The organism is Dietzia alimentaria 72 (assembly GCF_000226215.1).
GTDB classification, from domain to species: Bacteria; Actinomycetota; Actinomycetes; order Mycobacteriales; family Mycobacteriaceae; genus Dietzia; species Dietzia alimentaria.
The window spans coordinates 226,171-252,250 of the sequence record NZ_AGFF01000008.1 but is presented as its reverse complement, the minus strand read 5'-3'; the positions used below and the strand labels follow the sequence as shown (position 1 = coordinate 252,250).

The window sequence follows — 26,080 nt, the reverse complement described above, 5'->3', positions numbered from 1 at the left end:
CGCATCGGGTGCGGTAGTGGAGTTCACCCGCACCGGCCGATCCGCCCTTAACGCCCTGCAGTCCATGCTCGCCGCAAGCCACGGGGCCAACCTGGAACAGATCGATCCCCGCATCGGCGCCGCAGACAATGCCCACGCAGCCGGAAGATACCGGCCCAGCGCCCACCTAGCCCGCCGCATCCGACTCCGCGACGGCACCTGCCGCCACCCCGGCTGCCACGTCCCAGCCGCGGACTGCGATCTGGACCACATACGCCCCTTCAACCACACCAACCCCGCACAAGGCGGCCGCACCATCGAGGCGAACCTCATGTGCCTATGCCGGCGCCACCACCGATTCAAAACCTTCTCCGACTGGACCTACCACCTCGACCCCGACGGCACCCTGACCCTCACCACACCCGACGGCGCAACCATGCGCACCCGGCCCGCCGGCCCACTCGGTACCTACCGGCGCGAGAACGCCCGCACCGAAGCACACAACTGGAACACCCAACAACGCCGAAACCCCGACCCGGCCACCACCGGCGGTGAGCAACCCCGCACCGAACCGGCCTACTCCACCCGCCGCGCCGCACGCCTAGCCGCCGAACGCGCCCGCACCACTGCCAACCCCACACGCTCGACAAGCAGCACCGGCACCGGCCCAGGACGCACCCGCCCACCCCAACCCGGCCGCTGGTGGCAACGCACCACACCCACCCACAGCCACATCGAAACCGGCATCCGCACACTCCTCAAACACGACACCGACCCCCCACCGTTCTAGCTAGCGTCCAGCGGCCCAGGTCCAGAATGTGGCTGCTCAACTGTTTTTCGAGTCGCGTCCGTCCGCGAGCAAGATGCGGGATGGTGGATTCATGACCCCGATCCCGTTGAGCCCTTCCGAACACTCTCTGGCGGATGTGATGCCGTCCGTTGCGGCATCGATGGGCGTCGGGCTCCGCAATCCGCTGAGCTTGGAACCAGCCGGCGACACCGTGCTGGTTTTGGTCGACGGATTGGGGGCTGAGCTCATTCGCCAGTACGCAGACCATGCACCGTCCCTGGCCGCCATGACCACCCGCATGATCTCGGCTGGGTTCCCCGCCACCACGGCCACCAGTCTGACGAGCCTCGCGGTGGGAGCACCCTGCTCAAGGCACGGGATCGTGGGTTACAGCTTTCGCATCAACGACGCCGACGGCCCGCACACCTCGTTCAACCCGCTCCGATGGACGCTCGAATCTGCCGGTGGCCCCTCTGCTTTGGACCGGTTTCCGCCGCGTGCGGTGCAGCAGCAACCAAGCGTGCTTGAGCTCCTCGCCGCCGAGGGGGTCGACGTCAACTACGTCATGCGTGAGGACTTCCGCGAATCCGGCCTCACCCGCGCGGCATTCCGTGCCGACGGCAACTACGTGCCCGCAAACACACTCGCCGAGATAGCTCAAGGCGTCCTCGCGATCGTTGGTGCGCCGTCACCACGCCGGCGCTTTGTCTACGCGTACTTCGGGGATCTAGACCTGATCGGTCACATCCACGGTCCCGGGTCCCCGGAATGGATTCAATCGCTACGCGAAGTCGACACATTCATAGCCGACCTCGCTACCGATCTCCCCCGGGATTGCAGGCTTCTTGTCACCGCAGACCATGGGATGGTCTCCGCGGAAACAGTCATCGACATCGATTCGACACCCGCTCTTCTCACCGATGTAGAGACTGTCGCCGGTGAGGCGCGGGTCCGTCACGTCTATACCCGCCCGGGCGCCGCGGAGGACGTTCAGACGGCATGGGCGTCTGCACTGGACGGCCACGCCCGCGTTCTTAGTCGCGAGCAGGCCCTCGACGAGCAACTATTCGGCCCCGGACGGGATCATGCCGAACGGCTCGGCGACATCATCGCCATCGCCACGGGCGGCGTGATCCTGGCCCGGACGCACAACGAGAAACTTGAGTCGTCACTGCTCGGCCACCACGGCGCCAACACCGCGGCAGAGCAACATATCCCGCTGATCGTCCGGTAGCGCGCACGGGATCCGCGTCGGAGGGTCAGCAGCACTCAGCAGGCCACCAACACAGACGGGTCGCTCGTCGTGTCGAGCCATCGGCCGTACGCCGGCGGGCCGGCTGCGCGGACGTCCGGACACAGGGCTTCCCGCGTGTAACCCGACGGTCGGTACACCGCATAGATGGCGTTGCCGTTCTCGTCGCGGGCACGGAGTGATGGGCAAGCCGAGTCAGTGCGCAGATACGAGGCACCCGGGTACTGCGTCAGCGCGGACGAGATCTCCTGTGCGTAGCTTCCCGGGGTCACCGCGGAGTAGAGCACCACGATCCCCCTGCCGTCACAGCTCGGTCGGCTCATCGCGGTGGATAGTCCCAGATCTCCGACTCCGGACTCCGGGGCCCGGCAGGCATCGAGAACCGTGGCGATCGCAGTGGGCATCCCATCGCGGATGGCATCGTCGCGACACTTTGTGGAAGGGATGCCCGTGTACCGCTGCCAGGATCCACCGACACGATTGACGATGTACTGAGTGTCCCCCGCCGGCTCGCCCGGAGGCACGTACACGTGTGCCAGCGCCCAGTCTCCGTGACAACGGTCTGACGGCACGCCCGGGCGAGACGTGCGGCCGCCACCGGATGCGATCGACCTCACTCGTTACTACGGTCGGCATCACCACCGACGCCGCCGTCCGTGACGGCGACCGACTGACGAGAGAGGAGCCGAAACATGAAGGCGGTTACCTGGCACGGTAAGCGAGACGTCCGCGTGGACGATGTCCCCGATCCACGAATCGAGGAGCCCACCGACGCGATCGTCAAGATCACCAGCACCAACATCTGCGGATCGGATCTACACCTGTACGAGGTGCTGGGCCCGTTCATGAATGAGGGCGACATCCTGGGTCACGAACCGATGGGAATCGTCGAGGAGGTCGGCTCGGAAGTGACCGACCTGAAGCCCGGTGACCGGGTGGTGATGCCCTTCCAGATCTCGTGCGGCCACTGCCACATGTGTGGCGAAGGTCTGAACACCCAGTGCGAGACCACCCAGGTACGAGACCAGGGCATGGGCGCGGCTTTGTTTGGCTACTCAGAGCTCTACGGCAGCGTCCCGGGCGGGCAGGCCGAGTATCTGCGGGTCCCACAGGTGCAGAACACGCATATCAAAGTCCCGCACGACCACGCCGACGACCGCTACCTCTACCTGTCGGATGTCCTGCCGACGGCTTGGCAGGGCGTGGAATACGCACAGATCCCGAAGGGCGGTGTCGTCGTCGTCCTCGGTTTAGGCCCCATCGGGGACATGGCCGCGCGGATCGCGGCGCACCGGGGGCACCGCGTGATCGGCGTGGATCCCGTGCCCGAACGTCGGGCCCGGCAAGCACATCGCGGCGTAGAGGTGCTGGACCCGACGGACATGCCCGGCGAGGTGGGGGACGTGATCCGCGACATGACCGACGGCCGCGGGCCGCACTCGGTGATCGACGCGGTGGGCATGGAGGCCCACGGCTCCCCTGCCGCGGGCGCCGCCCAGGCCGCGGTCGGCCTGATGCCCAAGTTCTTCGGTAAGAAAATGATGGAGCACGCGGGCGTCGACAGGTTGGGGGCGTTCTACTCGGCGATCGACATCGTCCGCCGCGGCGGCACCATCTCCCTGTCAGGCGTGTACGGCGGCACTGCCGACCCGATTCCGATGCTGACCCTGTTCGACAAGCAGGTGACGATGAAGATGGGCCAGGCGAACGTCATGCGATGGGTTCCGGAGATCCTGCCCCTGCTCACCGACGACGACCCTCTCGGCGTCGACGATTTCGCCACACACCGCCTGCCTCTGGCGGAGGCACCGCGCGCGTACGAGATGTTCCAGAAGAAGGAGGACGGCGCGGTAAAGATCGTGCTCGAGCCGTGACCTGAGCCCCGCGGCGGAACGCCGAGCAGACGGCGGCTCCGGATGCAGGCGCACGGGAGGGCTGGCACGCTGGAATCATGACTTCATCCGATGACATCCGAAACGCGATCGACGCCGCCACAGTGCCCGAGCAGGATGTGCTGGAGCGGGCGAAGATGATCGTGGTGGACAAGCTCAGCGAGTCGGACAGCCTGGGGATCGACGAGTTGGTCGAGTCCGTGTGCGAGGCCTACGAGGCGCCGTCCGGCGAGCCACTGAGCGCGGTCGACGTCGACCCTTCCGCGCTTGAGACCGACACCCCCGCACTGCGGAATCTGCGCTACGCCCGGGCGGCCCGAACCGCGATCATCGACCTGCTCGAGGAGAACACGGTGGTCGCCGTAGAACCGCAGCCGGGCGACCCGGGAGGATATACGTACGACGACAACGACGACGACGAACCGGCCACCGTCGCCAAAGAGACCACCGACCCGGCAGCCGAGAAGGCAGGAGCGGACGAGCTCGTGGTGATCACGGGCCCGCAGCCGGAGGGACAGCGGTTCGCGCTCGCCTCACGATGAGCACCGCTCGCCCGGAACGCCGCCGAGGGCATTCTCAGAGCGTGGTGGTGCTCTCCGGGTGGTCGGTCTCTTTGAGCGGCTTCTGGGCGCCGCCGGAGAGGGTCGATTCGCCAAGTCGGACCTCGCGGTAGCGCTCGGCCTGTGCCTGGGTGATCGCCTCACGGGCGCCGTCCTTGGCATAACAGACCGGCAGCCAGGCGCCCTCGTGGTCCAGGCGCGCCACGATCCTCTGCCGCAGCCGGAACTGCTGGATCGAGTCGGACCACGCAACCAGCAGGTCGAGGTCGTCGCTACGGGCGTCGGGCGTGGAATCGGTGGTGCAGAAGTGCTGAACACTGCGCCATACCGCGAACTGGGCTCCGGTCACCGCCTTGGGATCAACCGTCACGGCCTTGGGTGTGCGCACCGTGCGCGCCCGGGTGGGCTTGGCGGGAGGCGGTGGGGGCGGCGAATTCTCCCCCGTCTCAACGCGGCGGCGAGCCTCCGCCATCCGCTGTTGACGGCGTTCCGCCGCCGTCATGTTCTCGCCCGAGTCCCAGAAGCCCGTCATGATGATTGACCCTACGCGGACAGGTGCCGTTGGCCCGAGCCCGAAGACCCGGGTGGGGGCCCATTGGGGCGGACCTCACATATCCAGTCCGAGATCGAGCACCCCGACCGAGTGTGTGAGGCCTCCCACGGCCACAAAGTCGACACCACAGCGGGCATAGTCGGCGGCCACGTCCAGCGTCAGTCCGCCGCTGGACTCCAGCCGCGTGCCGGGCGAGAGCTTGTCCCGCCGCTGAACGGCGCTCTGGGTCTGCCACAGCGGGAAATTGTCCAGAAGCACCAGGTCCACCCCGGCATCCAGCATCTCGTCGAGCTGCTCGAGCGAGTCCACCTCCACCTCGCACGGTAGATCCGGGAAGCGTGAGCGGACCGCGTCCAACGCGGGACCGACGCCGCCGGCGGCCACGACGTGGTTGTCCTTCACCAGCACCGCGTCGCCCAGCCCCATGCGGTGGTTGACGCCGCCGCCGCAGCGCACCGCGTACTTCTGCAACAGGCGCATCCCGGGCATGGTCTTGCGGGTGTCCCGGACTGCACAGCGCGTGCCCTCCATCTCGTCGGCCCAGGCGCGTGTCGCCGTGGCCACTCCGGACAGGTGACACACAAGGTTGAGCATCGTGCGCTCGGCGGTGAGCAGTCCCAGTGTGGGAGCGGAGATCTCGGCCACCACATCGCCAGCGGACACACGGTCGCCGTCGCGGGCGTGCAGGGTGACCGAGAATTCGCCGGTGTCGGCATCATTGCCGAGCACCTCCGCGAGCACCATCTCGATCATTGGCAGCCCCGCCACCACTCCCGCGGCCCGCGAGGCGAGCCGTGCCGTGGCCCGGGCGTCCGCGGGGACGGTGGCCAGCGACGTGGCATCCGGGCCGTATCGCAGGTCCTCGTCGAGTGCGCGACGGATCGCGATCAGGGCGTCTGCACGGGTGTCGGGATCGAGGGCTTTGTCGTCGTGGTCGTCGTGGTCGTCGTGCCCGGACGGTGCCACGCTCACTCGCCCGACCCCGGGTTCCCGATGGCGATCATCCGCTCCACAGACCCGCGCGCGGCCTCGGCGGTGGCGGGGTCCACGTTGACCTCGTCCGCTCCCTCCACCAGTGCGCGCAGCAGGGCTGCCGGAGTGATCATCTTCATGTAGGGGCAGCTGGCGTCCTCGTTGACCGGCAGGAAGTCGATCTCCGGGGCGGCCTTGCGCAGCTGGTGGATCATTCCGACCTCGGTGGCCACCAGGACCTCGCGCGCTCCCGAGGAGCGGGCGGCCTCGACCATGCCGCCGGTGGACAGGATCTTGACCTGATCCGCGGGCACCGCGCCCTCGGTGGCCAGGTGGAGCGCACTCGTGGCGCAGCCGCACTCCGGGTGGACGAACAGTTCCGCGCCCGGGTGCGCCTCGGACTTGGCGGTCAGGTGATCACCGTTGATCGCGGCGTGGACGTGGCACTCCCCGGCCCAGACCAGCACGTTCTCGCGACCGGTCTTACGGCGCACGTGGGCTCCGAGGAACTGGTCGGGCAGGAAGAGGACCTCACGACTCGGGTCGATGGACTCCACGACCTCCACGGCGTTGGAGCTGGTGCAGCAGATATCCGTCAGAGCCTTCACCGCGGCGGTGGTGTTGACGTAGGAGACCACCACGGCGTCCGGGTGCTCGGACTTCCACTCGGCGAGCTGCTCGGCGGTGATCGAATCCGCGAGCGAGCAGCCGGCGGCCTCATCCGGGATGAGGACGGTCTTGTCCGGCGAGAGGATCTTGGCCGTCTCCGCCATGAAGTGGACACCGCAGAAGATGATGGTGGACTGCTCGGCGCTCGCCGCGATCCGCGACAGGGCGAGAGAGTCACCCACGTGGTGGGCGATGTCCTGGATCGCGGGGATCTCGTAGTTGTGGGCGAGGATCACGGCGTCGCGCTCGGAGGCGAGGCGGCGGATCTCGGCCGCCCACTCGTCGTTCGGCTCGACGCCGGTGTAGATGGATCCGTCGTGGTAGACCTTCGCGGCCAGCGGCGAGTCGAGCCGACCGGTGAGTTCAGTGGCGGTGTTCAGTCCAGTGGCAGAGCTCATCGCTGCCCCTTCCCGGGTTGTTCCTGCGAGCCGATACGCCACCGGCCCGTTTTCGACTTACAATCGAAAACATGTCAGAGTGTAACAGCGTTCACGAAGTGCTTGTCGTCGTGGGCCAGGTGCGCCCCGTCCCGGGCGCCGACGTCCCCGTCCTTCATGTGCTGCTGTGGCAGCACTCGTTGGGTCCCGAAGCCGGCCGCTGGGCCCTCCCCGGAGGCGAGGTCCGACACGACGAGGACCTGCCCGCCTCCGCAACGCGCCAACTCGCGGAGAAGGTGGACGTGCGGTCACTGAGTCACCTGGAGTCCGTGTCCGAATTCTCCGACCCCGCCCGCATCCCCGGCCGCCGGGTCTTCGCCTCGGGCTTTCTCGGAGTGCTCCCCAGCGACGCCGACCCCGACCTGCCTGACGACACAGCCTGGTTCCGGGTCGATGCACTGCCCGACACCGTCTACGACCACGCCGACATCGTGGCCCGCGCCCGCGACCGCCTGGCCGCCAAACTCTCTTACTCCACGCTCGGCTTCGCCCTGGCACCCGACGAGTTCACCCTGTCCTGGCTCGCGCAGCTCTACGGCGCCGCCCTCGGACACCAGGTGGACCCGACGAACCTCCAGCGGATCCTCACCCGGCGCGGCGAACTGGTGCGATGCGGGCGAAGCGCTCCCCCCGGCCCGTCCGGAGGTCGGCCGGCCGCGCTCTACCGGTTTGCCGAACGCCGACTACGGATCACCGACCAGTTCGCCACACTCAGGCCGCCCAACTCGGATCCTCTGCGGCTGCCTCCCCGACCAAGCCCGGCGAGTCGCTGAAATAGGCCAGCAAGGCCACCGTGAAAGCGGCGATCATCGCGCCCAGGACCAGCCATCCCGCACCGGGCGGGAGCCAGTCCCACGACGGGCCGGACTCGCCATAGATCAGTCGGTCGAAGAACAACGCGCCCACGGCGGGCGCCTGGGCCACCACCACGCCGTACGGAGCGTCCGGCGGCGGAGAGGCCAGTAGATCTGCCACCCGGGTGGCGTTCGCCGCGGCGATCGAACAGACGAGCCCCGGCACGAGGGCGAGGACCACAACTCCACCGGGACGTCGTAACCGCGGGTGCCGGTGCCACAGCACCAGGGCCGCACAGACCGTCGCAAAGATGAACAGGATCACGAGAATCAGGAGCTGACTACCGCCGTCCACGCCGGAATCCACCAGCCGTATTCCGCGTCCGTTTCCCACCGAGAGCAATTCGGCCCGGGGCGCGGCGACGATCCACACCAGCACGGCCACGAGATAGGGAAGCACCACGCCCACGAGGGTTCCCGCCGCGCGTAAGAGTGCGCCGGGTAGGTTCGCGACCCGGGACGACGACGACGGGCTGGTCATGCGCGGACTGTACCAACGCTGGTTGAGCCGATCGTCTGTGGTCTAATCGGACCCGGCTCCGCTCCGCCCAGAATCGACCAGCGGCGAGTCGGACCGCCTGCCGAACCCCGGATGAGACGTCAGGAAGTACCCGCCAGTGGCCACCCCTTCTCCTCCCGAGCCCGCTGAGCGCGGACGCGGGACGACCTGGCTGCAGACGGTGACGGTCTGGCGGAAACCCGGAAAGATGGCCTATCGGCACGACATCGACGGGTTGCGCGGTCTCGCAATCGGGCTGGTGGTGGTCTTCCACATCTGGATGGGCCGCGTCTCCGGCGGCGTGGACGTGTTCCTCACCCTGTCCGGATTCTTCTTCCTGGGCTCGCTGCTGCGTGGTGCCGACAACCCTGCCACCTCGCTGAACCCGCTCCCACACCTGCAACGGCTCATACGACGCCTCTACCCGGCACTTGTCGTGACCATCGCGGCCACCGTCCTGGGAACCGTGCTCATCAAGCCGCCCACCCAGTGGTCGGCGATCTTCGAGCAGACAGTGGCCTCACTGCTCTACTACCAGAACTGGGAGCTGGCCAGCACCGCCTCAGACTATGCGGCAGCGGACGCCACCATCTCGCCCCTGCAGCATCTCTGGTCGATGTCCGTGCAGGGACAGTTCTACGTTGTGCTCCTCGCGGTGATCCTCGGGTTCACCGCCCTGTGGCGTCTGATCATCCGTCGCGGATCGCCCAAGTGGCCGCTCGTGGTGATCGTCGCCGCCAGCACCGCCGCGTCGGTGTGGTGGTCGATCCTGGGTCAGGCCGCCAACCAGCAGTTGAACTACTACGACACCGCCGCCCGTATGTGGGAACTGCTCATCGGCGGCCTGGTGGCGATCCTGCTTGCCGGGATCGTCCTGCCCTGGCCGCTGCGGTGGATCGCCACGGTCGCCGGACTGTTCCTCGTGGTGAGCACCGGATTCTTCTTTGACGGCGCCGCCTACTTCCCCGGCCCGATGGCCTGGTACCCGATCGGCGGCGCACTGCTCATCATCCTCGGCGGCAACCTGCCTCCGGGGGAACGCGCGACCCCGGCCAAGGACCCCGTCTCCTGGCTCCTGTCCGCCAAAGCCTTCCGCCGCCTCGGCGACATCTCCTATTCGCTGTACCTGTGGCACTGGCCGTTGCTGATCCTGTGGTTGTCCTCCGACCGCGAGGCCGAGATCACCGTGACCTCCGGTCTGACGATCATCGCGATCTCCATCGTGCTGGCGCTCATCACGGAGAAGTACGTCGAACGGCCGATCCGAATGGCAAGCCGGGCACGCGGAAACAAGACCCCCGCGGCAATCGCACGGGATATGCGAGACAGCGGCCCGAAACGGTCCGTTCTCGAGCAGAGGCGGTTCGTGGGCGCGACCGCTCTCGTCGTCGTCGCCGCCGTGGCGAGTCTCGGCACCGTCGGCTGGTGGAGTGCCACCGCCGGATCCCGGTCCTCGGTCCCCTACATCGACTCCCTCACCGACCCCGACCACCCGGGCGCCCGCGCCTACCTGGAGGGCATCCCCACCCCCGACGCGCCGTACGTTCCCTCCCTGATCCAGGTGGCCAACGACCTGCCCGCCAGCACCCTGGACGGCTGCATTTCGGACTTCGAGTCCTCCGAGGTCGAGATGTGCGTCTACGGCGACACCGCCTCCCCCCGCACCATCGCCCTGGTCGGAGGCTCCCACGCCGAGCACTGGATCAGCGGCCTCGACGAGGTCGGACGCCACTACGGCTTCCGCGTGGTGACCGTGCTCAAGATGGGCTGCCCGCTCACCCTCGATGCCACCGTCTCCGACGACGGCGAGATCTACCCGAGCTGCACCGAGTGGACCCCCAGGGCGCTTGCCGCACTCGCCGGCCTCGCCCCGGATTTCGTGTTCACCACCGCCACCCGGCCCGTCGGCGTGGTGGGGCCGGACTTCGCGCCCCGCCAGTACGTCGACCTGTGGCGCGCGCTCGATCAGCAGGGCATCGGCGTGATCGCCGTCCGCGACACCCCCTGGCTCAACAACGGGCGTGGCCCGATCCGTGCCGGCGACTGCCTGGGGGACGGCGGAACCCCTGCGGAATGCGGTATGCCGCGCGAGCTGTCCATCTCCCCCGTCAACCCGGCCTCACTGGCCGGCGCCGGGATCGACTCCCTCCGGCTTCTCGACCTCACCGACGGACTCTGCAACCCCGTGAACTGCCCCGTGGTGGTGGGCAACGTGATCGTCTACCACGATTCGCACCACCTCTCCGGCTCGTGGGTGCGCTCGGCCTCCGGCGAACTCGCACGTCAGATGGGCCCCGCAACCGGCTGGTGGTGAACCCGGCCACACTGCCCACGGGCTCTGAGGCACTACGCTTGGACCTCGTGACCCAAGACGATGTGACCCAGTCCGCTCCGGAGCTCATCCGAGCCTGGCCCGGGGCCGCCTACCCGCTCGGTGCGACCTACGACGGGACCGGCACGAACTTCGCACTGTTCTCGGAGGTCGCCGACCGTGTGGAACTCTGCCTGATCGATGAATCGGGTGCGGAGAGCCGCGTTGAACTGACCGAGGTCGACGGCAGCATCTGGCATTGCTACCTGTTCGGGGTCACTCCCGGTCAGCGCTACGGCTACCGGGTCCACGGCCCCTACGAACCCGAGAATGGCCTGCGCTGCGACCCCTCCAAGCTACTGCTCGACCCGTACGGCAAAGCATTCGACGGCGCCTTTGACGGCCACCCCAGCCTGCATAGTTACGATCTCGAGGATCCGGAGCAACGGAACACCGAGGACTCCCTCGGCCACACCATGACCACGGTGGTGATCAATCCGTACTTCGACTGGGGCAATGACCGCTCGCCGGGGCACGAGTATCACAACACGGTGATCTACGAGGCCCACGTCAAGGGCATGACGGCAACGCATCCGGACATCCCGGCCGAGATGCGCGGTACCTACGCCGGCATGAGCCACCCGGCGATCATCGAGTACCTCACCGACCTGGGCATCACGGCGATCGAGCTCATGCCCGTGCACCAGTTCATGCAGGACCAACGCCTGATCGACATGGGCCTGCGCAACTACTGGGGCTACAACAGCTACGGCTTCCTGGCTCCGCACAACGAGTACGCGTTCTCCGATCGACCCGGCGACGCGGTCAGTGAGTTCAAGGCCATGGTCAAGGCCTTCCACGAGGCCGATATCGAGGTGATCCTCGACGTGGTCTACAACCACACCGCCGAGGGGAACCATCTGGGCCCGACCATCGGTTTCCGCGGTATCGACAACCAGGCGTACTACCGTCTCGTCGAGGGCGACGAGCAGCACTATATGGACTACACGGGCACGGGCAACACGCTCAACGTCCGGCATCCGCACTCGCTGCAGTTGATCATGGACTCGCTGCGGTACTGGATTCTCGACATGCACGTCGACGGTTTCCGCTTCGACCTCGCCTCCACGTTGGCCCGGGGCCTGCACGATGTGGACCGGCTGTCCTCGTTCTTCGACCTGGTGCAGCAGGACCCGGTGGTCAGCCAGGTCAAGCTGATCGCCGAGCCGTGGGATGTGGGCGAAGGCGGCTACCAGGTGGGCAACTTCCCGCCCCTGTGGACTGAGTGGAACGGCCAGTTCCGGGACACCGTGCGCGACTTCTGGCGCGGCGAGCCCGCCACCCTCGGCGAGTTCGCCTCACGACTGACGGGCTCGTCCGACCTCTACGAGCACACCGGCCGACGGCCCACCGCGTCGATCAACTTCGTCACGGCCCACGACGGGTTCACGCTCAACGACCTGGTCTCCTACAACGAGAAACACAACGACGCCAACGGCGAGGACGGTAACGACGGCGAGAGCCACAACCGCTCCTGGAACTGCGGTGTCGAGGGGCCCACCGATGACCCGGAGGTGCTGGACCTGCGGCACCGGCAGCGTCGGAACCTGCTGACCACCCTGATCCTGTCCCAAGGCACCCCGATGATCGCCCACGGTGACGAGATCGCGCGCACGCAGAACGGCAACAACAACGTCTACTGCCAGGACAACGAGACGTCGTGGATGGACTGGGAACTCGACGAGGAGAAAGAGGACCTCCTGGAGTTCACCCGGGCCCTGGTCAAACTGCGTCGCGACCATCCCGTGTTCCGCCGCCGCCGCTTCTTCGGCGCGCCCCTCCGCGGCGAGGAGGACCCGCAGGACATCGCGTGGTTCGCCCCCGACGGCGCCGAGATGACCAGCAAGGACTGGGATTCCGGGTTCGGCAAATCGCTGGGCGTCTACCTCAACGGCGAGGCCATCCACGAGCCCGACCAGCGCGGCCAGCGGATCGTGGACGACTCCTTCCTCCTGCTGTTCAACGCGCATCACGAGCCCATCGACTTCTCGCTCCTCGGCGGCGAGTACGCCGAGGCCTGGGCCACCGTCCTGGACACCACCAGCCACGCCGGCGAGCACGACGGAGAACTCGCGGCAGACGACACCGTCACCGTGGCGGGCCGCAGCACCGTGGTCCTGCGAAAGCTGCGCTGACCCGTGGACCGCCGCGCGACGCCCTCCAGCACCTACCGGCTCCAGCTACGTACCCCGGCCTCCGACCCGGACGGTCGCGGCTTCACCCTGACCGACGCGCAGGAGCTGCTCCCCTATCTGGCCGAGCTCGGGGTGGGGGCCGTGTACCTCTCGCCGATTCTCACGGCCACGCCCGGCTCGACGCACGGCTACGACGTGGTGGATCCGACCACTGTTTCTGCAGAACTCGGCGGGATCGACGGACTGCGCGAGCTGCGGGCCGCGTGCCGGGAGCACGGTCTGGGTCTGGTGGTGGACATCGTGCCCAATCACCTGGGCGTGGAGCAGCCCGCCGCCAACCCGTGGTGGTGGGACGCGCTGCGGCGGGGCCCGGACTCGTCGTACTTCTCGTTCTTCGACTTCGACACCGCGCCCGACAATGGCGTCGGCGGGCGGATCGCGATCCCGGTGCTCGGCTCGCCGGACGACGTGGCGGACCTCGTCGTCGTCGACACAGGGGCAGGTACCCACGAACTGCACTTCTACGAGCACCGGTTCCCGATCGCTCCCGGCACCGAGGGCGGCACGGCTCAGCAGGTGCACGACCGGCAGCACTACCGCCTGGTCCACTGGCGTGAGCCGCTGCTGGGATATCGGAGGTTCTTCACCGTGACCGAGCTGGCCGGGCTGCGGCAGGAGGATCCCGAGGTCTTTGAGGCCACGCATGCCCAGGTGCGCCGCTGGTGCGAGGAGGATCTGGTGGACGGCATCCGCGTCGATCACCCCGACGGCCTCGCCGACCCCGTGGACTACGCGCGCAGACTGCGTGAGCTCGCCGGCCCGGACCGGTGGCTGCTGGTCGAGAAGATCCTCGCGCCCGGAACTCGCATCACGCCGCCTGAGGTGCTCGAGCCCGCCATGGGAGTCGACGGCACCACGGGCTACGACATGCTTCGGTTGATCGACCAGCTGCTCGTGGACACCCGCGGCGAAGGTCGGCTGTCGGAGCTGGCCGAGCAGTACTGCGACGGGCCAGGGGACGACGCCCAGGTGCACGCGCAGTCCGCCGAGCTCAAGCGGCAGATCGTGGCCGAGGATCTGGCGCCCGAATTGGCGCGGTTGGTGCGGGCGGTACGTCGCGACGGTGGTGCTAGCAACGGCGCGGGCAGCGGGGTCGGTGGCAGCGGGGGCGAACGGAGCCCCGACGACGTCGGGATCGACGACGACGAGGCCCTCCTCCGCGAAGCGCTGATCTCGGTGATCGCGCAGACGCCGTTCTATCGGGCCGACTACCCCGTCCTGCGTGGCACGCTCCCGGCGATCGTGGAGGAGCTGCGGCGGCAGCGGCCGGAACTGGCAGTGCCGCTCGCGCTCGTGGCCGGGGCCCTGGCCCGCGGTGGTGAGACGTCGGTCAGGCTCGCGCAGGTCACCGGTGCCGCTACCGCCAAAGCCGAGGAGGACCGACTGTTCTACCGGCTGGGCCGGCTCGTCTCGCTCAACGAGGTGGGCGGCTCACCCGGGCTCATGGGGCTATCCACGGACGCGTTCCATCTGGCGATGGCCGAGCGAGCTCGGGCCACACCGCTGGCGATGTCCGCGCTGAGCACGCACGACACCAAGCGCGGTGAGGACGTACGCGCCCGCATTTCGGTGTTCTCGCAGGTGCCGGACGAGTGGGCGGAGTTCGTCGGGGAGGTGTTCGCCAAGTTCCCGCCGCCCGCCGCGGACGCCGGCTACTTCCTGCTGCAGGTGATCGTGGGCGTGTGGCCGGAGCTGGGTGGGCCGTCGAAGGAACTGCGGTCGCGTCTGCATGCTTATGCCGACAAAGCGCTACGCGAGGCCGCGGTGCACACCACGTGGACCGATCAGGATGCGCAGTTCGAGTCCGCCATGCATCGGTGGGTCGACGGACTCATCGACTCAGGTGCCGGGATGGTGAGCTCGTTCGTGGAGCGCATCGCCCCCGCGGGCCGCGACACCGCGCTGCTCGCCAAGGCCCTGCAATTGCTCGCGCCAGGTGTGCCGGATGTCTACCAGGGCACGGAGGTCTGGGAGGACTCGCTGGTCGATCCGGACAACCGCCGGTTCGTGGACTACGGCCCGCTTCGGTCCGGAGCCGTGGCGCGCGCAGGGCATCCCAAGTTCCTGCTGGTCCGCCAGCTGTTGCGGGTGCGTCGCGAGTATCCGGACGCCCTCGCGGGAGGTGCCCACGTGCCGATTCCGGTCCACGGTCCCGCAGGCTCCGAGGTGGTGTCGTTCACGCGGGAGGTCGACGGCCGGCCGGTGGTCGGCATGATCGCCCGGCGGCGCACCGCGGTGATGCCTCCCGAGGACTTCGTCGGCACCGCGGTGGACCTGCCCCCCGGGTCATGGGCGGTGAGCGCGATCGGCTCGTCCGGCTCCGGTTTGGGCGGCGGTTCAGGCAGCGGTGTCCGCATCTCCGGCCGCGTTGACGTGGGCGAACTGCTCGCCGATGCGGCGCTGGTGGTGATCGAGCGGGCGCGCGGCTGACTCGGGTGACGCGGGCTCAGTTTCCGATGGCGATGGCGCAGGCTCAGCTACCGCGGCTGGCACTGGCTTTCGCTGGCGCAGCTTCATTCGCCGCTCAGCCCGGGTCTCGGTCCGAGGCTCAGACCGGGTCTCTGCCCAGCAGCCAATCGGTCTCGCGGCGCTCGCGCTTGGTCGGCCGTCCCGCTCCGCGGTCTCTGCGCGGTTGCGAGGCGAGGACCTCTTTGGGCGGCGGCGCGGGCGAATGATCGATGTAGCAGGTCGCAGCCACCGGAGCGCCGACCCGCTTACTGACGGTCTGCACCACCTCGAGGATGCGGATGCGCCCCAGCGTGCCCGTCACCTGCACGCGATCGCCGGGTACGACGTTCTTCGATGGCTGCACCGCCTCACCGTTGACCTTGACATGGCCGCCCCGACACGCAGCGGCGGCCTTGGTCCGCGACGGGAACAGTCGCACCGACCATGTCCACGCATCGACCCGCACACCCATGAATCCAGACTATCGGTCTGCCTGACTCCCCGAGACCAACGCCCAACTCCGCGAACCTCTGCCCCTCCCCGCGAGACCTATCGGATTGCGATAGACCTAACGGATCCCATGGGCGTCGCGGAATCCGATAGGCGCCGTGGGCCTCGTGTCGGGGCCGTGGGACTGCTTCTGGGGCGTCGCGGCTCTCCTGCTGGGGTTAGCAAAGAATTCGACCGGTTCTGTTGTCTCGGCGAACCATCTTTCAAGCGGCAGCAGAAAACAGCACCCTCCGAATCCGCGCAGCGAGGAGATGGGGCTCCTCGAGGTCTCGCCATCGCCAATGCAGGACCCGGTATCCGAGGGCCGTGAGTTCTGCGTCGCGGTCCTTCTCCATTCCGAGCCGGTGTCTGGATTCTGCCGGGCTCGCGCTGTCGAAATACTTGCCGAACCCGTCGCATTCGCCCACAACGCCGTATTCATGCCAGAGGAAGTCAACGCGGGCAACCCGGGCGCCACTGGGGGTGAAGATCTCGACCTGGGACTCGGGCTCGGGCAGACCGAAGTCCCGAAAGGTGAGCCGGCTCAACGATTCCGCCACGCTTTCACTTTTGGCATCGCCAAGACTCATCGCCAGACGAGCGCGTTTAATCCCTGGCCGGCCGGCAGCTCGGCGCATCGCCAGATCCAGAGACTCTGGCGTTGTAGTTCCGCTGTTCAGAGCCGCGTCAGCGACCGCCACGCTCGCGTCTCGTCCCGCCGTCATCGCGACCTCAGTCACTGTCCGCTCGGCGTTGGTGACCCGTAGACCGTTCACTGTGCTCACGTCATCGTGGAGGTTCGGGACACAGTGGAAATCCACCAGCCTGCTAGTGCGGGAACGCGCCCTAGCGCAGTCCTCAGACACCGACACTTTCCTGAGAGGCAGTCCCCAGCCCGGCAATCCATGAACAAGCGCCGCCGACGAATGCGAGAAGATGGGGCCGTCCAGCGCGGAGTTCGCAGCGAGAACTGAGAGCAGATGGCGGTCTTTCCTGCGGAGCTCACGCGCTCGGCCTTCGACGTAGAAGCCGGGCCTGATCCTGATCAGCTCGCCGGATGCCACTGACTGGCTAACTTTCTGACTCGTCATGCCTCGACTAAGTAGCTGATCGGTGGTGATGAGCATGGGACGAAGTTCTTCGATGGCGTTCATAGCCAGATCATCAGGCAGCTCAAGACGGCGATCCCCGCCGTATGCCTCCTAATGTGAGCGGGCTGTGGAGAACGGCAGCACTGGGGAATTCGACTGACCGCAGCCGATTCACGCCGAGGGAGCAGCGGATTCGCCGTGGCGAGCTCATTTCGAATAGACGACGCATCCTCTTCCGCGCCCCGCACCTATCCGAATTCACCATGCCTATGGGATCCGATAGGTCCCGCGCGATCGGATAGGTGTCGTGAGGCAGAGGCTGCTCGATGGCGGCGGCAGGGCGCGCCTGCGTCCGTGCGAGACTGAAGTCACAACCCGCGAATTCCCCTCTGGAGTGCCAATGCCCGACGCCACCGTTATGCCCGCTGTCCCTGCCAGCGACGTTGCAACCGCCAGCACCACTGAATCCGCTGGCAGCGCGGCCGCCGTTCTCGAGCAGATCCTGGACGACCGCCACAGTTGCCGTAGCTTCACCTCGGACCTGGTGCCGGAGGAGACGATTGACCAGATCCTGCGGATGGCGCAGCGCACGGCATCGTGGTGCAATTCGCAGGCCTGGCAGGTCGACCTGGTCTCTGGCGAGGCGACGGCCGCGTTCGGCAAGGCGCTCACCGATCACGTGGTGACCAACCCGATGAAGTCGGACCTGCCGGCGCCCGAGCGCTACGACGGCGTGTACTCCGACAGGCGCAGGGCAAGCGGCTTCGGACTTTACTCGGCGCTCGGGATCGAGCGGTCCGACCATGACGCGCGGACCCGCCAGATGCTCGAGAACTACCGGTTCTTCGGAGCGCCACACGTCGCAATCATCACCTCTGACGCCGGCCTTGGCACGTACGGCGCGGTCGACTGCGGCGCCTATGTGTCCACGTTCCTAGCGGCGGCCACGTCGGTCGGTGTGGCCACGTGCGCGCAGGCGGCGCTGGCGCTGTACTCGGACGGGATCCGCGAGCACCTGGGAATTCCGGAGGACCGGCTGATCGTGTGCGGAATCGCGTTCGGGTACGCCGACGCCGAGCATCCCGCCAACGCGTTTCGAACCGAGCGCGCGGATCTAGCGGATGTCGTGCGCCGCCACGGCTGAGGTCAGTACAGCTGGCCCTGGTCCGGCCCTCCGGAGATGGCCTTTTTGACCTTGAGGCCGTAGTAGACCGTCGCGATTCCGGCGATGATCGCCACCAGGAGAAAGGCCGTGTCGAGCACCAACATCAGGGGCACAGACACCACAACCGCACCCAACGCGATCGCGGTGTTCCGCGAATTCTTGCGGACCTGCTGCTTCTGGAGCTCGATCGAGTTCGGTTGGTAGGGCTGCATGCTCATGGCTTCAGGATTCCATACCCCGGCGCGTCGCCGCGTTCTCGGTGGTCGCGACGCCCGCGGACTCCCATTCGACGCCCCCTGAGGTACGGGCGGCGAGTATCGGCCCGAGCACCTCGTGCTTCCCCGCCACTGTCATCGCGACCCGTCGGCCGTAGGCGATGTCGAGCACCTGTGCCCCGGCCGCCCGGAGCGCGGATTCGAGTCCGCCGGCTACAGCATGGTCCACGTCGGCGGTCCAGGCAGGGGTTTGCACCACCTCCACCACGCGGCCTGTCCTCCAGGCTTCGTCGATCGCCGCAGTCACCGCGGTGGAGTACGCGCGCACGAGTCCGCCGGTGCCGAGTTTGGTCCCGCCGAACCATCGGACCACCACCGCGCTCACGCCGGTCAGACCACTTCCCCGCAGGACGTCCAGCATGGGGATTCCTGCTGTGCCGGACGGCTCGCCGTCGTCACTGCTGCGCTCGATGCGGTTGGCCCCGGCCACGTCTACCAGGAAGGCACTGCAGTGATGGCGAGCGGAGGGGTGCTCTGCCCGGAGATCGGAGATCAGGGCGCGGGCGTCGTCCTCGTCGTCGCTCCGTCTCAGTACCGCCACAAACTTGGAGCGCTTCTCCTCGTACTCAGCCGTCACGTCCGGTCCGGCGGTGAGCCGGAGTGGGCGGGTGCCGGTGTGGTCCATGGCTCCAGTATCGCCGGGCATTCCCTACGCTGGGCGGCGTGACCCCCTCGAGTGAGCAGTCCCCGTCCGCCGGCAACGCCGCCTCCGCCGAACTCGCCACCTGCGATCCCGACGCTGTGTTCTCTGTCTGGGCGCCGTCGGCGCGTGCGGTGGGCCTGGTGCTCGACTCCCCCGATGCCGACCCGCTTCCCCTGCGTCGCGCCGCGGACGGCTGGTGGACCAGTGATGTTCTCCGAGAGCAGGGCAGGGACTACGGATTCGTGGTGACGGGCGACGACGACGAGGTCAGCCCACCCCGACCGGACCCGCGGTCGCCGCGTCAGCCGGACGGCGTGCACGGACTGTCCCGGGTGCATCGCGTGGACCCGTCCCGCTGGACCGATGCGGCGTGGACGGGTCGCCAGCTGGCGGGGTCGGTGATCTACGAGATGCATGTGGGCACGTTCTCGACCGGCGGGACACTGAGCAGCGCGATCGAGCATCTCGATGAGCTCGTCGAGCTGGGCGTGGACATGGTCGAGGTGATGCCGGTGAACGCGTTCAACGGCGAGTACGGCTGGGGCTACGACGGCGTGGCGTGGTTCGCAGTGCACGAGCCCTACGGCGGGCCGGACGCGTTCCAGGACTTCGTGGACGCCTGCCATGCGCGGGGTCTGGGGGTGTGTCTGGACGTGGTCTACAACCACCTGGGGCCGTCGGGGAACTACCTTCCGGAGTTCGGGCCGTATCTGTCCGCTGCTGACGGGCCGTGGGGCTCGGGGCTCAACCTGGATGGGCCCGACTCCGGGGAGGTGCGGCGCTACATCATCGACAACGCCCTGCGCTGGTTCTCCGAGTTCCATGTGGATGCGCTGCGGCTGGATGCCGTGCACGCACTGCACGACGGCTCGGCAGTGCATCTGCTGGAGGAGTTGGCGGTGGCGGTGGAGTCGCTGTCCACGCATCTGGGGCGGCCGTTGTCGCTGGTGGCGGAGTCGGATCAGAACGACCCGCGGCTGGTCACGGCGCGTGAGGGAGGCGGTCTGGGGCTAGACGGGCAGTGGGACGACGACGTACACCACGCCATCCACGCCGCGATCTCCGCGGAACGTCAGGGCTACTTCGCGGACTTCGGGTCGCTCGAGAATCTGAAGCAGGTGCTAACGGGGGCGTTCCTGCACACGGGGACGTATTCGTCGTTCCGCGGCCGCGTGCACGGGCGTCCGGTGGATGTAGGCCGGGTGCCGGGTTCACGGTTCGTGGCGTACACGCTGACCCATGATCAGGTTGGTAACCGAGCTGCCGGCGATCGGCCGTCGATGACTCTGACTCCGCAGCAGCAGTTGGCCAAGGCTGCGCTGGTGTTGTGTTCGCCGTTCACGCCCATGTTGTTCCAGGGCGAGGAGTGGGGCGCGCAGACGCCGTTCTGCTATTTCACCTCGCATCCCGAGCCTGAGCTGGCCGAGGCCGTGCGTGAGGGCAGGCGCAGGGAGTTCGCGGCGACAGGCTGGGATGCGGATGCGGTGGCCGACCCGCAGGATCCGGAGACTTTCCACCGCTCGGTGCTCAATCGCTCGGAGCAGTCAGCAGAGCCGCACTCGCAGATCCTGCGGGGTTATCGCGAGTTGATCGCGCTGCGCCGGGCCGAACCGGCATTGAGCGACCCATGGCTGAACTCAGTGCACGTAGAGGCCGGCACTGAGGCGGCCGACAATCGGTGGCTGATCGTCCATCGCGGGCCGCTGGCGCTGGTACTGAACCTGGGCACCGAGCCGTGTCGGGTCCCGCTGGCTGGCGGGGCTGTGCTGACCTCAGGGGCGGTCGTCGACACTGACTCGGTGTTCTGTCAGGCGTTCGGGTTCGCCGTGCTGCGGACCCGCTGATCGGGTTTACGCGCCGCCTACTTACCCGTTTCCACGGACAGAGTGCTCATCTCTCCTGAGCTGCCACCGGGCAAGTGCGATCCTTGTTTAATTGAGATGACGAGCGCGGGCCTCAGATCCCCGCCATTCCCACTGCGCGACGCAGAACCTACACGGCCCGCCAGTCGCAATGTCAGGTCAAGTACTCGTACGCCGCGGTCCCAGGCTCGAGGCGCTCACACTCAATGCGGGAGGCGTCCATCCGCTCGAGTAGGGAATGCAGCCCGGTGGCGGAGCCGAGCTCGATGCCCACCAGAGCAGCGCCGTATTCGCGGTTGTTTCGCTTGAGGTACTCGAACTGCGTGATGTCGTCCTCGGGCCCTAAGACTTCGTCCAGGAAGCGACGCAGTTGGCCGGGCTCCTGCGGGAACTTCACCAGGAAGTAGTGCTTGAGACCCTTATGCACCAGGGACCGCTCGATGATCTCGCTATAGCGGGACACGTCGTTGTTGCCACCCGAGATCACGCACACGACGGTCGCACCGGGTTCGATGTCCAGCTGCTCGAGCGCCGTCACCGACAGTGCCCCGGCGGGCTCGGAGATCACGCCCTCGTTCTGGTACAGCTCCAGCATGGCGGTGCACACGGCGCCCTCGTCCACCGTCAAAACTTGAATCCGCTCGGTCATGGACGAGATCACCCCGAACGGGAAATCGCCCAGCCGTGCCACGGAGGCGCCGTCGACAAAGGTGTCCACGGTCTCGAGAGTGACCGGCTCCCCCGCCTCGAGCGCCCTGGTGAGCGACGCTGCACCGGCGGGCTCCACGGCAATGATCTTGCAATCGGGCGCGTACTCCGCCAGGTAGGTGGCCATTCCGCCCACCAGCCCGCCGCCTCCAACCGGGACCACCACGGCGTCCGGCGTCTCGTCGAGCTGAGCGAGGATCTCCGCGGCAATAGTGCCCTGACCGGCCATGGTGTCGGGGTGGTCGAATGGCGGGACCATGGTCGCGCCTGTGCGCTCGGCATCCGCGCGGGCAGCGGTCTGGGCGGCATCGAAATTGATGCCGGTCACTACGAGCTCCACCCAGTTGCGGCCGTGGTCGAGGATGCGGTCGCGCTTCTGCTTGGGAGTGTTGTTGGGCACGTAGATGCGCCCGTTGATCCCGAGGACGCGGCACGCAAAAGCGACGCCCTGGGCGTGGTTTCCGGCGCTGGCGGTCACGACTCCCGCGCTGCGTTCGTCAGAATTCAGCTGGGCCATGAGGTTGTAGGCGCCGCGGATCTTGTAGGAGCGGACGTGCTGCTGGTCCTCCCGCTTAAGGAGGATGCGCGCGCCGGTCTGTTCACTGAGCCGTTCGCTCACCTTGAGATTGGTCAACTGGATCACGTCGCCGATCCGTCGGGCTGCGGTATCGATGTCGTCGGGGGTCACGACCTGGGTCGCGGCGGGATGGGTCGCGGCGGGATCAGTGGCGGTCACAACCACCAGTGTCCCACCGCGCCCGCTCGCGCTGCCAACCGGTCAGCGCGCCCGCGCCCCCGGCCGGTCAGCCTGCGAGGCACCCCGGCCCGAGCAGCGCCTTGAGGTCACCCATGAGCGACGACGACGTCTCTACCCGCAGGTGATCGTCCAGCCGCAGGACGGTTGACGATTTGCCGTTCACCAATCGCAGGTGCACATCCGATGGCCCGGGGTGCCTGCTCAGAACCTGCTTGAGGGCGGTGACGGTCTCGATGGTGCACACGCGGGTGGGCAGGGTCAGTGCCAGCGGGGCCCCGTTTCCGCCCACCACCAGGTCGGGAACCTCGAGGGTGTCGCCGAACACTGAGACGCGGTCCTCACGGATGTTGATGCGGGCCTTGACCAGCACCACGGCGTCCTCGGCGATGTCGAGGGCGGCGATCCGGTAGGTCTTGGGGAAGAACAGGACTTCCACGCCACCGTTGAAGTCCTCGATTGTGACGATCGCCCACGGCTCACCGTTCTTGTTCACCCGTCGGTCGACGCCGGAGATGATCCCGCCGATCGTCACGGGAGTGCCGTGGGGCAGTTCGCCGCCGTGGATGGTGGCGATGGAGGTGTCGGTCTTCGCCTCGAGTGCCGCCTCGAGTCCGTCGAGCGGGTGCCCGGAGACGTACAGGCCGAGCATCTCGCGCTCCAGGGCGAGCTTCTGCTTGGTGTCCCATTCCTCGTCGGGGACGCGGACGGCAAAGACGTCGCCGAAGCCGGTGTCGGCGGCTGCGTCGTCTCCCCCACCGAAGAGGTCGAACTGGCCCACGGCCTCGGCCTTCTTGGTGGACATCACCGATTCCACGGCATCCGCGTGAACCAGGAACAGGCCCTTGCGCGGGTGATCGAGCGCGTCGAACGCACCGGCCTTGATCAGCGACTCGGTGACTTTCTTGGTGCAGGCGGTCTGGTCGATCTTGGCCAGGTAGTCGGAGAAATCGGAGAACGTCCCCTTGGCCTCGCGGGCGGCCACCACGGAGTCCACCACATGGGCGCCGACGTTGCGCACGGCGCCGAGGCCAAAACGGATGTCGGTGCCCACGGAGGCGAAGTTGGTGAGCGAGTCGTTGACCGACGGCGGCAGGACACGGATGCCCATCTGCCGACAGTTTGATAGATATAGGGCGGCCTTGTCCTTGTCGTCGCCCACCGAGGTGAGCAGCGCAGCCATGTACTCGGCCGGGTAATTGGCCTTGAGATAGCCGGTCCAGAAGGAGACCAGTCCGTAGCCGGCGGCGTGGGATTTGTTGAACGCGTACGAGGCGAACGGCTCGATGGTGCCCCAGAGTGCGTCCACGGCGTCCTTCGAGAAGCCCCGCTCGAACATCCCCCCGGAGAACTTCTCGTACTCCGCGGCCAGCACCTCGGCCTTCTTCTTGCCCATGGCCTTACGGAAGCCATCGGCTTCACCGGCCGTGTACCCCGCGAGTTCGCGGGAGATGGCCATGATCTGCTCCTGGTACACGATCAGGCCGTGCGTCTCGCCGAGGATCTCGCGCAGCGGCTCCTCCAGCTCGGGATGGATGGGCACCGGTTCCTGCCTGCCGTTCTTACGGTCGGCGTAGTTCCAGTGCGTACCCATACCCATGGGTCCGGGGCGGTAGAGCGCGAGGGCGGCCACGATGTCGTTGAAACCGGTGGGCTTCATCCGCTTGAGCAGCTCGCGCATGCCGCCCGAGTCGAGCTGGAACACGCCGAGGGTATCGCCGCGGGCCAGCAGGTCGTAGGTGGGCAGGTCGTCGGTGCTCAGGGTGTCGAGGTCGATGTCCTCGCCGCGGTTGAGCTTGATGTTCTCCAGGCAGTCACCGATCACGGTGAGGTTGCGCAGGCCCAGGAAGTCCATCTTGAGCAGGCCGATGTCCTCACAGGAGGGGTAGTCCCATCCGGTGATCAGGGCCCCGTCCTGCGCGCGCTTCCACATGGGGATCACGTCGAGCAGCGGCTCAGAGGACATGATCACCGCGCACGCGTGGACGCCCGCCTGGCGGACCATGCCCTCGAAACCGCGGGCGGTCTCGTAGATCCGCTTGACGTCGGGGTCGGTCTCGAGGAGCTGGCGGACCTCGGCGGCTTCGCCGTAGCGCTCGTGCTTCGGGTCGGTGATGCCCGACAGCGGGATGTCCTTGGCCATGATCGGCGGCGGCAGCGCCTTGGTGATGCGGTCGGCGATCGCGTAGCCGGGTTGACCGAAGTTCACGCGGGCGGCGTCCTTGATGGCGGCCTTTGTCTTGATGGTGCCAAAGGTGATGACCTGGGCGATCTTGTCCGATCCCCACTTGTCGGAGGCGTAGCGGATCATCTCCCCGCGGCGCCGGTCGTCGAAGTCGATATCGATATCCGGTGCGGACGGTCGCTCCGGGTTGAGGAATCTCTCGAACAGCAGGCCGTGTTCGATGGGGTCGATATTGGTGATCTTGAGCGCGTACGCGACCAGCGCACCGGCGGCGGAGCCTCGGCCGGGACCGACCTTGATGCCGATGGAGCGGGCGTGCTCGATGAGGTCACCGACCACGAGGAAGTAGCCCGGGTAGCCCTTGCCCTTGATCACCTCGAGCTCGAACTCGGCGCGGTCGAGGTACTCCTGCGGGATCCCGTCGGGGAAGCGCCATTGCAGACCCTTGTGGACCTCCCGGGCCAGCCAGGTGTCTTCGGTCTCGCCCTCGGGGACGGGGAACTTGGGCATCCGGTCCTTGGGCGCCCAGATGTCGTCGTACGGCTGCACGCGCTCGGCGACCCAGAGTGTGTTGTCGCAGCCGCCCGGCACCTCGGAGTCCCATTGCGCGCGCATCTCCTCGGCGGATTTGAGGAAGTAGCCGTCGCCGTCGAACTTGAAGCGGTTCTCGTCGGCCAACGTCTTGCCGGTCTGCACACACAGCATGGCCTCGTGCGCGTGGGCCTGATCGCGGGTGACGTAGTGGCAGTCGTTCGTGACCAACGGCGGCATGCCGAGGTCCTTGCCGAGCTTGATGAGGTCCTCGCGAACCCGGCGCTCGATGTCGATGCCGTGGTCCATCAGCTCGAGGAAGAAGTTGTCCTTGCCGAAGATGGACTGCCACTTCTCGGCGGCCTCGTAGGCCTCCTTCTTGTGGCCCAGTCGCAGCCGCGTCTGGATCTCACCGGACGGACAGCCGGAGGTGGCGATGATGCCCTCGGCGTGCTCGGCGAGGATCTCCGCGTCCATGCGGGCCCATTTGCCGAGCTGCCCCTCGTACGAGGCCAGGGAGGACAGCAGGAAGAGGTTGCGCAGGCCGGTGGCGTTCTCCGCGACCATCGTCATGTGCGTGTAGGCGCCCGAGCCCGCAACGTCGTCGCTCTTCTGGTTCTTCTCGCCCCACAGGACGCGCTTCTTGTTGAAACGCGATTCGGGGGCGACGTAGGCCTCGATCCCGATGATCGGCTTGATGCCGGTCTTGACGGCCTGCCTGTAGAAGTCCGAGGACCCGTACATGTTGCCGTGGTCCGTCATCCCCACCGCCGGCATGCCGAGACGGGAGGCCTCGGCGAACAGTGGGTCGATCTGTGCCATCCCGTCGAGCATCGAGAACTCGGTGTGATTGTGCAGATGCACGAACTGGGATCCGCCCACGCAGCATTCCTCCTACAACTTGTC

At 67.3% G+C, this 26,080-nt stretch carries 20 protein-coding genes and 1 pseudogene; 10 read left to right on the top strand and 11 right to left on the bottom strand.

Annotated features, from left to right (window positions below):
• Together ON04_RS16675 and ON04_RS05700 are read left to right on the top strand one after the other, a co-directional pair.
• Positions 1-769 (top strand): annotated as a pseudogene (locus ON04_RS16675) (HNH endonuclease); the annotation flags it as partial.
• A 28-nt stretch (positions 770-797) separates the two neighbouring features.
• Complete coding sequence (locus ON04_RS05700; RefSeq protein ID WP_010540628.1) at positions 798-2,003, top strand: alkaline phosphatase family protein; 1,206 nt, start codon at positions 798-800, stop codon at positions 2,001-2,003.
• Between the two features lie 35 nt (positions 2,004-2,038).
• Here the strand turns inward: ON04_RS05700 and ON04_RS05695 are convergent, their stop codons facing one another.
• A complete protein-coding gene (locus tag ON04_RS05695) occupies positions 2,039-2,425 on the bottom strand; it encodes a hypothetical protein (protein WP_238529246.1) in 387 nt (128 codons plus the stop codon).
• A 288-nt stretch (positions 2,426-2,713) separates the two neighbouring features.
• Here ON04_RS05695 and ON04_RS05690 point away from each other — a divergent pair, with 288 nt between their 5' ends.
• Together ON04_RS05690 and ON04_RS05685 are read left to right on the top strand one after the other, a co-directional pair.
• Positions 2,714-3,895, top strand: a complete 1,182-nt coding sequence (locus tag ON04_RS05690) for an alcohol dehydrogenase catalytic domain-containing protein (RefSeq protein WP_010540626.1) — start codon at positions 2,714-2,716, stop codon at positions 3,893-3,895.
• Positions 3,896-3,972: 77 nt separating this feature from the next.
• On the top strand, positions 3,973-4,455 hold the full coding sequence (locus ON04_RS05685; protein ID WP_010540625.1) for a hypothetical protein: 483 nt from the start codon (positions 3,973-3,975) through the stop codon (positions 4,453-4,455).
• A gap of 34 nt (positions 4,456-4,489) precedes the next feature.
• Here the strand turns inward: ON04_RS05685 and ON04_RS05680 are convergent, their stop codons facing one another.
• From ON04_RS05680 to nadA, 3 genes are all read right to left on the bottom strand, one after another.
• Positions 4,490-5,005: a hypothetical protein gene (locus ON04_RS05680; RefSeq protein ID WP_010540624.1), complete on the bottom strand. Its 516-nt coding sequence runs from the start codon at positions 5,003-5,005 to the stop codon at positions 4,490-4,492.
• 75 nt (positions 5,006-5,080) lie between these two features.
• Positions 5,081-5,998 carry a carboxylating nicotinate-nucleotide diphosphorylase gene (gene nadC, locus ON04_RS05675; RefSeq protein WP_010540623.1) on the bottom strand — a complete coding sequence of 306 codons (918 nt, stop codon included), beginning with the start codon at positions 5,996-5,998 and terminating at the stop codon, positions 5,081-5,083.
• Positions 5,995-7,065 carry a quinolinate synthase NadA gene (gene nadA / locus ON04_RS05670; RefSeq protein ID WP_010540622.1) on the bottom strand — a complete coding sequence of 357 codons (1,071 nt, stop codon included), beginning with the start codon at positions 7,063-7,065 and terminating at the stop codon, positions 5,995-5,997. Before nadA ends, nadC begins: the two co-directional genes overlap by 4 nt.
• Before the next feature lie 71 nt (positions 7,066-7,136).
• Between nadA and ON04_RS05665 the strand changes: the two genes are divergently transcribed.
• Complete coding sequence (locus tag ON04_RS05665) at positions 7,137-7,877, top strand: NUDIX hydrolase (RefSeq protein ID WP_033444075.1); 741 nt, start codon at positions 7,137-7,139, stop codon at positions 7,875-7,877.
• On the opposite strand, the gene ON04_RS05660 is transcribed toward ON04_RS05665, so the two are convergent.
• Positions 7,816-8,439, bottom strand: coding sequence for a hypothetical protein (locus ON04_RS05660; protein WP_010540620.1), 624 nt, complete (start codon positions 8,437-8,439; stop codon positions 7,816-7,818). The two genes, ON04_RS05665 and ON04_RS05660, sit on opposite strands and share 62 nt — an antisense overlap.
• A gap of 136 nt (positions 8,440-8,575) precedes the next feature.
• On the opposite strand from ON04_RS05660, the gene ON04_RS05655 reads away from it, so the two are divergent.
• The 3 genes from ON04_RS05655 (at position 8,576) to treY (ending at position 15,453) form a co-directional block, all read left to right on the top strand.
• A complete protein-coding gene (locus tag ON04_RS05655) occupies positions 8,576-10,771 on the top strand; it encodes an acyltransferase family protein (RefSeq protein ID WP_010540619.1) in 2,196 nt (731 codons plus the stop codon).
• Between the two features lie 62 nt (positions 10,772-10,833).
• Complete coding sequence (gene glgX / locus ON04_RS05650; protein WP_029457817.1) at positions 10,834-12,963, top strand: glycogen debranching protein GlgX; 2,130 nt, start codon at positions 10,834-10,836, stop codon at positions 12,961-12,963.
• Positions 12,964-12,966: 3 nt separating this feature from the next.
• The gene (gene treY / locus ON04_RS05645) at positions 12,967-15,453 is read left to right on the top strand and encodes a malto-oligosyltrehalose synthase (RefSeq protein WP_010540617.1); all 2,487 of its coding nucleotides are present in this window, start codon (positions 12,967-12,969) and stop codon (positions 15,451-15,453) included.
• Between the two features lie 118 nt (positions 15,454-15,571).
• Here the strand turns inward: treY and ON04_RS05640 are convergent, their stop codons facing one another.
• Together ON04_RS05640 and ON04_RS05635 are read right to left on the bottom strand one after the other, a co-directional pair.
• Positions 15,572-15,943, bottom strand: coding sequence for an RNA-binding S4 domain-containing protein (locus tag ON04_RS05640; protein WP_010540616.1), 372 nt, complete (start codon positions 15,941-15,943; stop codon positions 15,572-15,574).
• Between the two features lie 241 nt (positions 15,944-16,184).
• Positions 16,185-17,114: a type IV toxin-antitoxin system AbiEi family antitoxin domain-containing protein gene (locus ON04_RS05635; RefSeq protein WP_029457815.1), complete on the bottom strand. Its 930-nt coding sequence runs from the start codon at positions 17,112-17,114 to the stop codon at positions 16,185-16,187.
• 337 nt (positions 17,115-17,451) lie between these two features.
• Between ON04_RS05635 and ON04_RS05630 the strand changes: the two genes are divergently transcribed.
• Positions 17,452-18,195 (top strand): nitroreductase, encoded by a 744-nt coding sequence (locus ON04_RS05630; protein WP_010540614.1) that lies wholly within the window; start codon positions 17,452-17,454, stop codon positions 18,193-18,195.
• A gap of 2 nt (positions 18,196-18,197) precedes the next feature.
• On the opposite strand, the gene ON04_RS05625 is transcribed toward ON04_RS05630, so the two are convergent.
• Positions 18,198-18,434 carry a hypothetical protein gene (locus ON04_RS05625; protein WP_010540613.1) on the bottom strand — a complete coding sequence of 79 codons (237 nt, stop codon included), beginning with the start codon at positions 18,432-18,434 and terminating at the stop codon, positions 18,198-18,200.
• Between the two features lie 4 nt (positions 18,435-18,438).
• Positions 18,439-19,116, bottom strand: a complete 678-nt coding sequence (locus ON04_RS05620; RefSeq protein WP_010540612.1) for an IMPACT family protein — start codon at positions 19,114-19,116, stop codon at positions 18,439-18,441.
• A gap of 116 nt (positions 19,117-19,232) precedes the next feature.
• Between ON04_RS05620 and treZ the strand changes: the two genes are divergently transcribed.
• Positions 19,233-20,978: a malto-oligosyltrehalose trehalohydrolase gene (treZ, locus tag ON04_RS05615; RefSeq protein ID WP_033444106.1), complete on the top strand. Its 1,746-nt coding sequence runs from the start codon at positions 19,233-19,235 to the stop codon at positions 20,976-20,978.
• Between the two features lie 172 nt (positions 20,979-21,150).
• Here treZ and ilvA read toward each other — a convergent pair whose 3' ends face one another.
• Positions 21,151-22,440, bottom strand: coding sequence for a threonine ammonia-lyase IlvA (ilvA, locus tag ON04_RS05610; protein ID WP_010540610.1), 1,290 nt, complete (start codon positions 22,438-22,440; stop codon positions 21,151-21,153).
• A gap of 67 nt (positions 22,441-22,507) precedes the next feature.
• A complete protein-coding gene (gene dnaE, locus ON04_RS05605; RefSeq protein ID WP_010540609.1) occupies positions 22,508-26,056 on the bottom strand; it encodes a DNA polymerase III subunit alpha in 3,549 nt (1,182 codons plus the stop codon).
• Positions 26,057-26,080 lie beyond the last annotated feature (24 nt).

Excerpts from the sequence above, each read along its gene's own strand:
- ON04_RS05640 (WP_010540616.1), bottom strand. The coding sequence starts at position 15,943 with ATGGGTGTGCGGGTCGATGCGTGGACATGGTCGGTGCGACTGTTCCCG.
- ON04_RS05620 (WP_010540612.1), bottom strand. The coding sequence starts at position 19,116 with ATGGACCACACCGGCACCCGCCCACTCCGGCTCACCGCCGGACCGGAC.
- ON04_RS05690 (WP_010540626.1), top strand. The coding sequence starts at position 2,714 with ATGAAGGCGGTTACCTGGCACGGTAAGCGAGACGTCCGCGTGGACGAT.
- ON04_RS05680 (WP_010540624.1), bottom strand. The coding sequence starts at position 5,005 with ATGACGGGCTTCTGGGACTCGGGCGAGAACATGACGGCGGCGGAACGC.
- nadA (WP_010540622.1), bottom strand. The coding sequence starts at position 7,065 with ATGAGCTCTGCCACTGGACTGAACACCGCCACTGAACTCACCGGTCGG.
- ON04_RS05635 (WP_029457815.1), bottom strand. The coding sequence starts at position 17,114 with ATGAACGCCATCGAAGAACTTCGTCCCATGCTCATCACCACCGATCAG.
- ON04_RS05625 (WP_010540613.1), bottom strand. The coding sequence starts at position 18,434 with ATGAGCATGCAGCCCTACCAACCGAACTCGATCGAGCTCCAGAAGCAG.
- ON04_RS05660 (WP_010540620.1), bottom strand. The coding sequence starts at position 8,439 with ATGACCAGCCCGTCGTCGTCGTCCCGGGTCGCGAACCTACCCGGCGCA.
- ON04_RS05630 (WP_010540614.1), top strand. The coding sequence starts at position 17,452 with ATGCCCGACGCCACCGTTATGCCCGCTGTCCCTGCCAGCGACGTTGCA.
- ON04_RS05665 (WP_033444075.1), top strand. The coding sequence starts at position 7,137 with ATGTCAGAGTGTAACAGCGTTCACGAAGTGCTTGTCGTCGTGGGCCAG.
- ON04_RS05685 (WP_010540625.1), top strand. The coding sequence starts at position 3,973 with ATGACTTCATCCGATGACATCCGAAACGCGATCGACGCCGCCACAGTG.
- ON04_RS05695 (WP_238529246.1), bottom strand. The coding sequence starts at position 2,425 with ATGCCCACTGCGATCGCCACGGTTCTCGATGCCTGCCGGGCCCCGGAG.